General features: G+C 34.5%; 17 protein-coding genes and 1 tRNA gene. 4 read left to right on the forward strand and 14 right to left on the reverse strand.

Annotation, left to right across the window (positions count from 1 at the left end):
- Positions 1-15 precede the first annotated feature (15 nt).
- The 7 genes from sufC to BD31_RS02835 form a co-directional block, all read right to left on the reverse strand.
- Positions 16-786, reverse strand: coding sequence for a Fe-S cluster assembly ATPase SufC (gene sufC / locus BD31_RS02805; protein WP_008298179.1), 771 nt, complete (start codon positions 784-786; stop codon positions 16-18).
- Between the two features lie 91 nt (positions 787-877).
- Positions 878-1,834 carry a transcription initiation factor IIB gene (locus tag BD31_RS02810; protein ID WP_008298231.1) on the reverse strand — a complete coding sequence of 319 codons (957 nt, stop codon included), beginning with the start codon at positions 1,832-1,834 and terminating at the stop codon, positions 878-880.
- Positions 1,831-2,100 carry an H/ACA ribonucleoprotein complex subunit GAR1 gene (locus BD31_RS02815; RefSeq protein ID WP_081583203.1) on the reverse strand — a complete coding sequence of 90 codons (270 nt, stop codon included), beginning with the start codon at positions 2,098-2,100 and terminating at the stop codon, positions 1,831-1,833. Before BD31_RS02815 ends, BD31_RS02810 begins: the two co-directional genes overlap by 4 nt.
- A gap of 74 nt (positions 2,101-2,174) precedes the next feature.
- Positions 2,175-2,474, reverse strand: coding sequence for a signal recognition particle subunit SRP19/SEC65 family protein (locus BD31_RS02820; protein ID WP_008298252.1), 300 nt, complete (start codon positions 2,472-2,474; stop codon positions 2,175-2,177).
- Between the two features lies 1 nt (position 2,475).
- The gene (locus BD31_RS02825) at positions 2,476-2,859 is read right to left on the reverse strand and encodes a 30S ribosomal protein S8e (RefSeq protein ID WP_008298242.1); all 384 of its coding nucleotides are present in this window, start codon (positions 2,857-2,859) and stop codon (positions 2,476-2,478) included.
- Positions 2,860-2,927: 68 nt separating this feature from the next.
- Positions 2,928-3,503: an SMC-Scp complex subunit ScpB gene (scpB, locus tag BD31_RS02830; RefSeq protein ID WP_008298244.1), complete on the reverse strand. Its 576-nt coding sequence runs from the start codon at positions 3,501-3,503 to the stop codon at positions 2,928-2,930.
- A 53-nt stretch (positions 3,504-3,556) separates the two neighbouring features.
- Positions 3,557-4,234 (reverse strand): chromosome segregation protein ScpA, encoded by a 678-nt coding sequence (locus BD31_RS02835; RefSeq protein ID WP_008298255.1) that lies wholly within the window; start codon positions 4,232-4,234, stop codon positions 3,557-3,559.
- 94 nt (positions 4,235-4,328) lie between these two features.
- Here BD31_RS02835 and BD31_RS02840 point away from each other — a divergent pair, with 94 nt between their 5' ends.
- Positions 4,329-5,405: an alcohol dehydrogenase gene (locus BD31_RS02840; RefSeq protein ID WP_008298227.1), complete on the forward strand. Its 1,077-nt coding sequence runs from the start codon at positions 4,329-4,331 to the stop codon at positions 5,403-5,405.
- A gap of 50 nt (positions 5,406-5,455) precedes the next feature.
- Positions 5,456-6,154 carry a response regulator gene (locus BD31_RS02845; protein ID WP_238536047.1) on the forward strand — a complete coding sequence of 233 codons (699 nt, stop codon included), beginning with the start codon at positions 5,456-5,458 and terminating at the stop codon, positions 6,152-6,154.
- A gap of 44 nt (positions 6,155-6,198) precedes the next feature.
- On the opposite strand, the gene BD31_RS02850 is transcribed toward BD31_RS02845, so the two are convergent.
- Positions 6,199-6,696 carry an Lrp/AsnC family transcriptional regulator gene (locus BD31_RS02850; RefSeq protein ID WP_008298237.1) on the reverse strand — a complete coding sequence of 166 codons (498 nt, stop codon included), beginning with the start codon at positions 6,694-6,696 and terminating at the stop codon, positions 6,199-6,201.
- 57 nt (positions 6,697-6,753) lie between these two features.
- On the reverse strand, positions 6,754-7,329 hold the full coding sequence (locus BD31_RS02855; RefSeq protein WP_008298248.1) for a YkgJ family cysteine cluster protein: 576 nt from the start codon (positions 7,327-7,329) through the stop codon (positions 6,754-6,756).
- Between the two features lie 108 nt (positions 7,330-7,437).
- Between BD31_RS02855 and eif1A the strand changes: the two genes are divergently transcribed.
- Positions 7,438-7,749 carry a translation initiation factor eIF-1A gene (eif1A, locus tag BD31_RS02860; protein ID WP_008298241.1) on the forward strand — a complete coding sequence of 104 codons (312 nt, stop codon included), beginning with the start codon at positions 7,438-7,440 and terminating at the stop codon, positions 7,747-7,749.
- Positions 7,750-7,821: 72 nt separating this feature from the next.
- Positions 7,822-8,013, forward strand: a complete 192-nt coding sequence (locus BD31_RS02865; RefSeq protein WP_008298233.1) for a cold-shock protein — start codon at positions 7,822-7,824, stop codon at positions 8,011-8,013.
- 203 nt (positions 8,014-8,216) lie between these two features.
- Here BD31_RS02865 and BD31_RS10005 read toward each other — a convergent pair whose 3' ends face one another.
- The 5 genes from BD31_RS10005 to BD31_RS02875 form a co-directional block, all read right to left on the reverse strand.
- The gene (locus BD31_RS10005) at positions 8,217-8,375 is read right to left on the reverse strand and encodes a zinc ribbon domain-containing protein (RefSeq protein WP_008298216.1); all 159 of its coding nucleotides are present in this window, start codon (positions 8,373-8,375) and stop codon (positions 8,217-8,219) included.
- A 64-nt stretch (positions 8,376-8,439) separates the two neighbouring features.
- The gene (locus tag BD31_RS02870; RefSeq protein WP_008298194.1) at positions 8,440-8,781 is read right to left on the reverse strand and encodes a DUF302 domain-containing protein; all 342 of its coding nucleotides are present in this window, start codon (positions 8,779-8,781) and stop codon (positions 8,440-8,442) included.
- 112 nt (positions 8,782-8,893) lie between these two features.
- On the reverse strand, positions 8,894-9,037 hold the full coding sequence (locus tag BD31_RS10010; RefSeq protein WP_008298250.1) for a hypothetical protein: 144 nt from the start codon (positions 9,035-9,037) through the stop codon (positions 8,894-8,896).
- A complete protein-coding gene (locus tag BD31_RS10245; RefSeq protein ID WP_008298246.1) occupies positions 9,027-9,200 on the reverse strand; it encodes a hypothetical protein in 174 nt (57 codons plus the stop codon). Before BD31_RS10245 ends, BD31_RS10010 begins: the two co-directional genes overlap by 11 nt.
- A gap of 1,081 nt (positions 9,201-10,281) precedes the next feature.
- A tRNA-Tyr gene (locus tag BD31_RS02875) sits at positions 10,282-10,408 on the reverse strand.
- Between the last annotated feature and the right edge of the window lie 215 nt (positions 10,409-10,623).

The following is a 10,623-nucleotide window of genomic DNA, read 5'->3' on the forward strand; positions in this document are numbered from 1 at the left end:
TCAGGTTAAATTTGATTAGGCTGTTTGCTCTAATACCCAATCATAACCTTCAGCTTCTAGTTTATCTGCAAGTGATGCATCCCCTGTTTTTAACACCTGTCCTCTGGCAAAGACATGTACGTAATCTAACTTGTCTAAAAATTTTAAAATTCTTGCATAGTGAGTAATTACAATAACTGTTGCATCTTTGCTTGATACCTTGCTAATTGCTTTAGCCACTGATTGAACTGCATCTATATCTAATCCTGAATCTGGCTCATCCAAAATTGAAATCTTTGGTTTTAAAACAGCCATTTGTAAAACTTCTGCACGCTTTTTCTCTCCTCCTGAGAATCCCTCATTGAGATATCTTGAAAGAAACTCTTCTTTCAATCCTACTTTTTCTAGATTTTCTTTTAGATATTTTTGAAATTCTCTTACTGTAATGAAAACTTCTCTGTCGTCTCCCTCAAGTGCTTTGCTTAAGGAGTTGTATGCTGTTCTTAGAAAATGAGAGAACCCTACACCCGAGACTTCAGTTGGATATTGGAATCCTAAGAATAACCCTTTCTTTGCTCTTTCATCTGCGGTCAAATCTAAGATACTTTCACCATCCAATAATATGTCCCCTTGTGTGACTTCGTATTTTGGATGTGCAAGTAATGTGTAAGCTAATGTACTCTTTCCTGAACCGTTTGGACCCATGATGGCATGTACTTCTCCTGGACCTGTTTTCAAATTAACGCCTTTTAGAATCTCTTTACCCTCTCTTGTTACGTGAAGATCTTTGATTTCTAATACTGCCATGTTTCAAATTGCTTTGTTTCTCTATATAATACCGACGAAATTTAGCTAATCCTAACGTAGAATCAATAATAAAATGAAAAGAGGGGGGGTGTTAATATTTGGCCAGAGATGGTCTCAAAGTGATTTTGAGTTTATAGAATGTTAGAATTTCTTTACATCTGTTTCTGATAGTAACTTCTGTAACTCCTGCAATACTTGAAACGTCTCTTTGTAGTACGTTTTGTCCAAGTAGGACAGATGCCACATACAGATATGCTGCTGCAATTCCATTTGGAGCTTTTCCATCTGCAATGCTACTGCCTTTAGTTTTTTCTGCAATTTCCAAGGCTAATCTTTCAACTCTTACCTCTGTTTGTGTCATGTTTGCTATCTTTGAGATGTATTTGTCCATGGTTACAACTGGGGCAGTTAATTGTCCCATTTCCATTACCATGGTTCTATAGTATCTTGCTGCAAGTTTTGTTTTTGATTTGACGTCTTTAGGTGGACAAATTCCTCGAATGATTTCTTCAAGAGATCTTACTACTTCACATTGCTTACATGCCATGTAAATTGTAGCTGCAGTGATACTAGCTACAGATTTTCCTTTTACATCAATATGGCCATCTAAGTTTCTGTATATCATAGAGGCAGTCTCTAACACATTCTTTGAAAGATTTAGACCGTCACATGTTTCACCCATTTTTGTTAAAACATTTGCAAGTCTTCTTTCTCTTGGTGAGGAAACTCTTACTCTTTGTTGCCATTTTCTGAGATTGTGCATTTGATTTGCAACGTCGTGGTTAATTGTTTTCCCACTGAAGTCTTTTGTGCTGATTGAAATCTCAGTTGTTATTCCCAAATCATGTTGAGAATAGGTTGTTTGTCCTGTTGCTCTTGCAAGCTTCATCTTGTCTTCAAAACTTGAGCTTATTGTTTCTGGACCAAAATCTGAAATCTGATCATCGACTACTACGCCGCAACCAGAACAGATTATTTCACCATTCTGCATGTCGTCTACTAGTGAGGATCGACATTCAGGACAGCTTTGTTTTTCTAGTATGTTCATTTTTGTTTTCTCCTAAATTTTCTTGGTTTGTTTACGGGAGATTCTTCTGATGCGAAAACACTTTTGCCAATGTATTTTTTGATGTTGTTTGTAATTGGCATTGCTGATGCGAATGGTCTTTTTACTGGACCTATCATTTCCATTACTTTTGCAACTCTAGTTCCCTTTTCGTCACAGAGTATTTGTCCTTCAACTAATTCTTTTGATAGTTGAATGATTACCCTGCCACTAGCGGCTAGGTGCATTATTTCGCCTACCTCCTGCAATTAGAGTTCTTAATCATGATACTCTTATCATAGACTTCTGTCAACTTTACTTTAGCTAAGAGCTAGATTTCATTTTATTTTGATTGCTTTGATCTTTTAGCAACTAATTTTTCTGAAATTTTGTTAAGAATTTTTGTCTTGGAGGATCCTTTTGGTACAACCACATATCCCGACCTGACAAATGGTCTTTTTGGATATCTCACCTTGTCATCAGATTCTGTAATTTCAAATCCTCCAGATGTTGTAGCATCCATTAATTCTTTTAATGAAGGATCATATACACATTTTTCTAATCCTAATCTTCTACCTTTTGATTTTTTTAAATTCTTGTTGAAATAATCCAACCAGATTACGACATGCTCGTAATCTTTCATTTTATTCCTTTAGTAAAATTGCGTTAACTATTCCGTTTTGTCCTGGCTTTGAAACAACTCTGCATTTACCTTCTTGTGTTTCTAAGATTGCACCTTTTGTAATGATGCCTCGTCTTTTGTAATCATTGTTTGTTGCATTTTCTAATACTTTGATAATTTTTGATTTCTTCACTTTAGCTTCACCTGTTGCTAGATTTACAAAATCAATTGACTTCAAAGCTGTTTTCTTATTATTTCCACGAACACGTCTGGTTACTGTCACTTGAGCTCCGTTAACAGGTTCGTTTGGATATCTGTCAATTTCATATTTTCTTCTAATTCTAAGTGGTGTTCTCCTTCCACCCGTTATCTTACTAGTTGCTAAATTCTCTACGGATTTTCTCACGAATTCCTGTCTGAATTACTCTAATTTATACAAAACGCAAAAAACTAGCCATGACTTGAGAAATAGACTCAGTTTAATTCTGTGACTATTTCTTGATTAATACTTGTTTGTCTACTTGCAGTTTTTCTCACTTTGGAGAATAATCTTTGTTTGAGATCTTCGACGTCTCCTTGAATTCCAAAATACTTTTGGAATTTTTCTGTTGTCATGTAAATTTTTAATCTACCTACATTTTGGTGACTAATGTAATCTAATTGTCGTAATTCTTTTAGATGTGAATATACTCCAGATCCTCTTGTTTCAACAAGTTGTTTTGACGATATTGGTTGCATGTATGCAATATATGATAACGTCTTAAGTGTGGCATTTGGGAGAACTGGTTTTGAAGCATATCTTTTAACTGTAGAACTATACTCTGGTTTTAATTGCATTACATACGAGCCATCTGGAAGAATGACAATTTCAAGTGCTTTGAATGCTGACTTTGTTTTTTTCATAATATTTTCTAATAATTCAAGAGTTTTTGTTCTTGATTCTGTGCCTGAGGCTCTGATAATATCTTCAATTTTAAGAGGTCTTCCTGCTGAATATAATGCAGCTTCTATTCGTGCTGTTGCCTCATCACTATTGTCTATTTTTGCCAACTATTTCTAACTCCATTAAATTCTAGTTAAAGAAATCCTTCCTTCATTTTTGATCAGTTTGTTAACTCTTCTTTTACTATGGTGATTTTGATGTCATCTTCCACTTGCTCCAAGTCCACTTTTTGATCTCTTGCTAAAAACAATGCCGCAAAGAAACATCTGATAGAATCCACTTGATCTAACTCTGCAATGATTTCTTGAAGTAACCCAAATCCTGTCAGTGAAATTTTCTTCATTATCAAATCCTCGTATTTCCCAATAATACTTTCAAGTGATATGAAATAATCTTGGAAATCTGGTGCTTCAATTGGCTCGATCTCGACTTGCCTGTTTCTTCTTGATTGAGGGTTTGCAATTGTTCCAATAAGGTTTTGAAGTAATCCTAACAAATCATCTAATGATACTGGGTATGTTGATTCATGTCTGTATGGGATATCTATTAATTCTATATCTACATCTGTTCTTTGATGCATTGGTTTTTTCTCCATTGCTGCTTTTTGTAATGCAAAAATACTTTCAACTTTCATTCTGTAAATCAATGATGATGACAATGCTGCCATTCCTGCCACTTTGAGATCTTTTCTATCTGATTTTTCGAGAATTTTTATTAATAAATTTAAAATTTGAATTAGATCAATGTCCCAAACATCTTTTTTTGCATTAGATAACGGGCTAAATAGAATGTTGATTGGTTCTTGAGAGATGCTGGTAGGATTTGGTACTTCATTCACATTTTTACTTCCTGACTATTCAATAATATCTAAGGGCTCTATTTTTTTCTCATTTCCAGTCAACTCTTATATTGTCAATACGAAAAATTGAACTATGAAATCTGCTAGAATCACAGGTCCGAATGAGCCTCTTGTGGTCTCCGAATTTGAGACTCCTAAACCTCAAGGAACTCAGGTTTTGGTTAAAGTAAAATCTGTGGGCGTTTGTCATAGTGATTTACACCTTTGGGAAGGTGGCTATGATCTTGGTGATGGTCAATTCATGAAAGTGACTGATAGAGGAGTAAAATATCCTGTAACTCCAGGCCATGAGATTGTGGGCGTGGTTGAAGATTTTGGTGATGATGTTTCTGGAATTTCAAAAGGAGATGAGGTTTTAGTTTTCCCCTGGATTGGTTGCGGTGAATGCCCTGCATGTAAAGTACAAAATGAAAATCTATGTGATACCCCAAAATCGATGGGCGTTTTTCAGGACGGTGGCTATTCTGATTATGCTTTAATTCCTAATTCAAAATATCTGGCAAAACTGGACGGTGTTGATCCTGATGCTGCTACTTCTCTTGCTTGCTCTGGACTTACTGCATACAATGCTGTAAAAAAGGCAAATGTAAATTCACCAGAATTTTTAATGATAATTGGAGCAGGAGGTCTAGGATTAATGGCAATCCAAATTGCTAAAGCAATCACTAAAGCCAAAATTATCTGTGTTGATAATGATGACAAAAAATTTGATACTGCAAAAAAGATGGGAGCTGACTTTGTTGTAAATACTAGTTTAGTTGGTTCTTTGTCTAGTGGAACTGGCGGCCCTGTAGAAAAAATAATTTCCATTAGTAATGGTAAAGGAGTTGACAGTGTCATTGACTTTGTTAATGCTCCTCCAACTGTTAGAACTGCATTAGGAGTAATCCGAAAAAGAGGAAATATAGTGCTTGTTGGATTATTTGGAGGATCTCTTGAAATGTCCTTGGTGACAATTCCATTAAAATCAATTGTTATTCAGGGAGCATACACTGGAAATTATACTGATATGGTTGAATTACTTGAACTTGCAAGAAAAGGAATTATCAACCCCGTGATCTCAAAACGATATACTCTCGATGAGGCAAATACTGCATTAGAGGATCTAAAGGCACGAAAAATAATTGGCCGTGCAGTAATTAATCCGTAATCTCTGCGTTGTTACAAAATTTTATAACATAAAAAAAATTACTGTTGTTATTGGACATAAAAATAAATTGTGAAATTGCACTTACTCATCTTAAAAATAAGCAATTCCTCACTGCCCATAATTTGTTTTTGAATCAGGCTGAATCTCTAAAGAAATCTGAAATCCTCAAATCTGCTTTATTGTATATGTTAGCTGGCGAATGTAAATCTAGACAAGGAAAAGATTCCGAAAATGAAATTCGTGAAGCTGGTGATCTTTTTCTGAAATATTCTAACATGAAAAATTCAAAAAACGTTAAAGGTGCATTACTTTGTGCATCAAAATGCTTTCTAAATTTAGGTGAATTCAATAAAGCTAAAACTGCATATCAGAAAGCAAAAAACATTTTTTCACCATCTATTTCCGTAACAAGACCTGTTGTAATAATTGACGATAGCAAGGCAATTGCAATGAAACTCCAAAATTATGTGGAAAAGCTAGGATATTCAGAAATTTATATTTTTGAAAATGGAAAAGATGGCGTTAATGGGTGTAAAAAATTATTTTCTGAAAATAAAGAACCTGTAGTACTTCTTGATATGGGACTGCCTGATCTTGATGGTGATGTTGTTGCAACAAAATTACTCAAGGAAAAAATAAACTTACAAATTGTAGTTATCACTGCTGATGAAAAAACAACTTCACGTGCTAACAAAACTATTAGTACTGGTGTATCTGCCTTTATTCAAAAAACCTTTTACTTTGGATGAAGTTAAAAAAAGCAATCTCTGTTGCAGAATCTGAATATTCTTTATTACAATAAAAGTAATGACATGTTCAGTATGTTTACATCTTTGATATCTATTTCATTTATTCTGTAATCTATCAACTCGTCTGAAAATTTTTCTACTATTTTTTGTGATGTGTTTATTTCAGAATTTATTTGAATAATTATCAGCATATTCCATTCACCTTCCATATTTGCTACTAGGAGATAATTATCTAATTTTGTAATGAATTCCTTTATAGAGTCTTTCACCGCGCCAAGAGATTTTGAGGGTTTGAGCTTCATCAATATTGCATGATACTCGTTAATCCCTGAAACATCAGTTAGAACTGCTTTGTATCCTTTGATGATTCCGCTTTTCTCTAAACGTTCTATCCTTTTTCTAATTGTTCTATCTGAAACATCATGTCCTGATTTTTTTAATTCTGATGCAATTTCCTTTGATGGTGTTCTGGCATTGTTGTTTAGAATCTCGATAATTTTTTGATCAACTTTATCTAGGTTTGACCATGCGTCATCGCTCATACTGTTTCAAAGTTATAATGCCTTTTGAATTTTTGCTTGAAATTATACTTTAATGTCTTACTGGAACTTGTTATCTTCTAAAATCCACCCTGATTCAAGAATATCTTGGTCTTCCTCTTCTCCTATGCCTGTAGCGAATCTCCAAACTACTGGTGCCACTGTAATCATTTTTTCTTTAATCTTTAGAAGTGATTCTATTTCTGACTGGATGTTTTGATCAGCATTCCCGTATTCTTTACAATATTTGCATTTTGTATCTAGTGTGATTGGCTCTGATTCAATAACTGGATAAGCCATACATGCTAGTGGTCTCTCCTTGTAAATTTTACATGGGAATCCACCATGTGGTGATTTTTCTCCACTCTCTGCATCTAGGAAAGGACATGTGTTACCATTTTTTTCAGAACCCATTAATTGGTATGCTAAAATTTTTGTTGGGGGTATATTCACATCTTCAGAAATACCTATTCTTGGTAAAATTTTAATTTCAATTCCTTTTATTTTTGCTAATTTCTCAATTCTTTCTTTCTCTTCTGGAAGTATCAGAACTCCTATCTTGCCAAATTTTTTACTAGGATAATATTCCCTTTCAATACAACACTGAGCACAATCATCTATGCATCTAAACTCCACAGATTTTTTTTACTGTTATTAATAAAATCCCTTTCGGCTTAGTATCTTGTTTATCTTTTCCATATGAAAAACCCTACCAGTTATATGCTCATAACCAATAAGAGTGTCATGGGAAAACGTCAAGTTAAGAATGAAAGTGCCCTTAAAGAAATTCGCCTACCTGAAGAGGGTGAACTTTTTGGACGTGTATTGAAAATGCTTGGTGGTGAAAATGTCATGATAAAATGTGCTGATGGTATTACTCGACGTGGAAGAATCCGAGGAAAGCTGAAAAGAAGAGTTTGGATTAGGGATAATGATATTGTCATTATTGCCCCATGGGATTTTAATGAATCTGAACGGGGAGATATTGTTTGGAGATTTACTCTTCCTCAAGTAGAATGGCTAAAAGATAATGGCCATATTGCTAAAGATTTCTAGATCTTTTTAATAATTATTTAATTTTGAATAAATGACTTAGTTAATATAGCGAATTAGATGTTTTAGAATCAAATGGAACAAGGCACCGTAAAGTGGTTTAACCGTACTAAGGGCTTTGGTTTTATCGAAAGAGAATCTGGTGAAGATCTATTTGTTCACAAATCAGATGTTGACGGATTCATCAATGAAGGCGATAAAGTCGAGTTTGAAGTAGGCGAAGGTCAAAAAGGACCTGCAGCACAAAAAGTCAAAAAATCAGCATAGGCAATAAATTTTTTATTTAAGAGTTCAAATTTGTTTTCTTAAATCAGTCTATCTTTTTATTATTTTTAAAATCACAAAATTTGGGTATTGGTATTGTGTATCCTTTACAAAATATCTCATTTCCAGTCCCAACACTAAATGTTAATCAAAGCTTCAAGCCTTTTTATTCCTAGTAATTTTCAAAAGGATTTTAGACTCTCTACTTACAAATCTGTACTCAATGTCTTTAATGCAAAATTCCCGCATTTTGGACATCTATGTTTTTTCAATAAATCTGCATGAGTTTGCATGGACTTTTTAGAATATGCGATGTGTTCTCCACAATCTACACATACGCCAGGTATGTCTCCTTTTGGAATCATGTCTTTCTAAATTCTGTGGGAACTTAAGCTTGTCTGTTCTCAAAAAGAGTTTGAAAAATAAGACTTATTTTATTTTATCAATAGATTGAATCAGTTTAGTTTCTATCTCCAAACCAAGTTGTTTGAAAGAGTCATCTGATGTTATTGACAGAATTGAGGATGGTTTTGCCAGACTAATGACAGTATGACCCTCATCACTATAGACTGCAATAGTGCATGGCAGCATAAGCCCCAATTCGGGGTTTGAGTCAAGTATGGTCTTGGCAGCTATGGGATTACACACCTCGAGAAGCTTGTACTGCCTGTCAAAGACCAATCCCTTGCTTTGGAATATTTTTTGAAAGTCCAGTATTCCAAGGACTCCAAATCCAATCTCTTTCAAGTTTGTTGTTAAATTTTCAACCACCTCATCGATTGTTTTTCAGATTTTACAGAATAATGAAATGTCAATGTCCTACTGTATATTCTACGAACTTAAGCGTATTGGATTTCGATCCTAAGGAAACTTCCATCGTTTATCATTCTTTGTACATTGTTTTTTCTAGTCGAGTCTCAGTTGCACTACATTTACTGCATAACACAATATCTTGCGGATCATCTTCTTTTTCTTCTCGCATTCTGCACATTTGTGAATCCCTTTCTTGAATGTCATTAATTATCAAATCCCACAGTTCTCATGCCTGCGCAAGGCTTTTTCCCCTTACTCCAACATTTACAAGAACAAGAAACAGCTTTTCCACTTTTCAAATCTTTGACAACTTTGTGAAACACTCCCTCTCGTACTTTTGATTCAATTGATATAATTTCATATCTGTCATCGGTCATGGATTTTCTACAAGAATTATGAACTTAAGCATTTACAGCACGATTTTTCAATCCCTGGAATTTCAACAATTCATCCGAGTTTGCTTTTTTGTGTCTTACATTGAAAATGGAGGGTGTCAGTCACCTTGTCAAAGTGTGATGCAAAATACATTGCATTGGAATATACCATAATAGAATTATGTCAAACTAATACAATAGCGTGTTCTCTAAATTCTTTACATTTGTTTGATTTTTCTACAAAAATGACTAGAAAAATAAAGAGTTCAAAATCATACCTCAGAGACTCTATTAGGCAGATAAGACATTGTATAGTATCGTAGTGGTGTGAGTTTGCATATCCGTTTGGAAGGACTGAATTAACTACTCAGCTACGAAAAAAGGGATTAGGCATTTTAAGAAATACTTAAATTCATAATTCATAACAAATTATGAACAACTATTGCTTTGCAGTATCTGTAACAAGGAGATGGTCATCTCTGAAGGATTGACAGAAATGGATGGAAAAAGATGTCATATTTCCTGCAAGGGTGATTATGAGAAACGTTGGAGAGATGTCAAAAGACTTAACCGAATTGAATGACATCTGTTCGTTCATTTTATCTACAGTAATTAGCTTTAAGAAGAGGTTAGACTAGTTGTTACCCGCAGGAATTACATTCAAATTTCTTTTTGGATTTGTGGGCTTTTTCAATATGGCGCAATGTTCTTTGCGGTTCTGAAAACTCCATGTTGCATTTTGGGCAAATGTTGCCCACCATGATCTCTTTTTTACGTGAAAACAGGCCCATTATTTTTTTGAAATTACCTGCAAATAAAACTCTTTTACATATTTCTAACTGAAAACAGTTTGGAATCCAAAGAATAAACCCCAAGCATTACAAAATTTGCAATACTTACTGGAATCTTTGCAATTGGAATTTGTAATTTTCCACACAAACACTGAAAGGATACAAATTGTAAACCAAAATTTTTTTCCAGCTGTATGATTTCAGAATTTTTCAGGCGTGGCCAATCACTTTTTCAGAGAATTCTCAGGGGGCAAATTCTGAGAAAATTATTTTTTTGTTCATGTGAAAATTTGTGGTCCCAAGCGACGGAGTTGAACCATCGACAACCCGGTTTCTGTATGCCTGATATGCTGTTTTTCGGTCAGCCATCTAAAGCCGACAACTACAGCCGGGAGCTCTACCAGGCTGAGCTAGCTTGGGACAAGAAAAACGAAGCTAACTGCTATTAAAAAACTTCGTAGGTGATTGTTAGTATGTGATCGTCATTATCATAATAGGCGTAAATAGTCTGAAAAATGAATATCTCTAATTGTCCTCTATGACATTTTCTTATCCCGGTTATGTCTGTGCTCCGTACATGCATACACACCAATCTGTTGATCTCAAAGAAACTTGGATTAATTCTAAAAATATTG

It is taken from the genome of Candidatus Nitrosopumilus salarius BD31 (assembly GCF_000242875.2).
Taxonomy (GTDB): domain Archaea; phylum Thermoproteota; class Nitrososphaeria; order Nitrososphaerales; family Nitrosopumilaceae; genus Nitrosopumilus; species Nitrosopumilus salarius.

Bases quoted from the DNA above. Each gene is read 5' to 3' on its own strand.
- sufC (WP_008298179.1), bottom strand. From the start codon at position 786: ATGGCAGTATTAGAAATCAAAGATCTTCACGTAACAAGAGAGGGTAAA.
- BD31_RS02810 (WP_008298231.1), bottom strand. From the start codon at position 1,834: ATGAACATACTAGAAAAACAAAGCTGTCCTGAATGTCGATCCTCACTA.
- BD31_RS02820 (WP_008298252.1), bottom strand. From the start codon at position 2,474: ATGAAAGATTACGAGCATGTCGTAATCTGGTTGGATTATTTCAACAAG.
- BD31_RS02840 (WP_008298227.1), top strand. From the start codon at position 4,329: ATGAAATCTGCTAGAATCACAGGTCCGAATGAGCCTCTTGTGGTCTCC.
- BD31_RS02850 (WP_008298237.1), bottom strand. From the start codon at position 6,696: ATGAGCGATGACGCATGGTCAAACCTAGATAAAGTTGATCAAAAAATT.
- eif1A (WP_008298241.1), top strand. From the start codon at position 7,438: ATGGGAAAACGTCAAGTTAAGAATGAAAGTGCCCTTAAAGAAATTCGC.
- BD31_RS02865 (WP_008298233.1), top strand. From the start codon at position 7,822: ATGGAACAAGGCACCGTAAAGTGGTTTAACCGTACTAAGGGCTTTGGT.
- BD31_RS10005 (WP_008298216.1), bottom strand. From the start codon at position 8,375: ATGATTCCAAAAGGAGACATACCTGGCGTATGTGTAGATTGTGGAGAA.
- BD31_RS10245 (WP_008298246.1), bottom strand. From the start codon at position 9,200: ATGACCGATGACAGATATGAAATTATATCAATTGAATCAAAAGTACGA.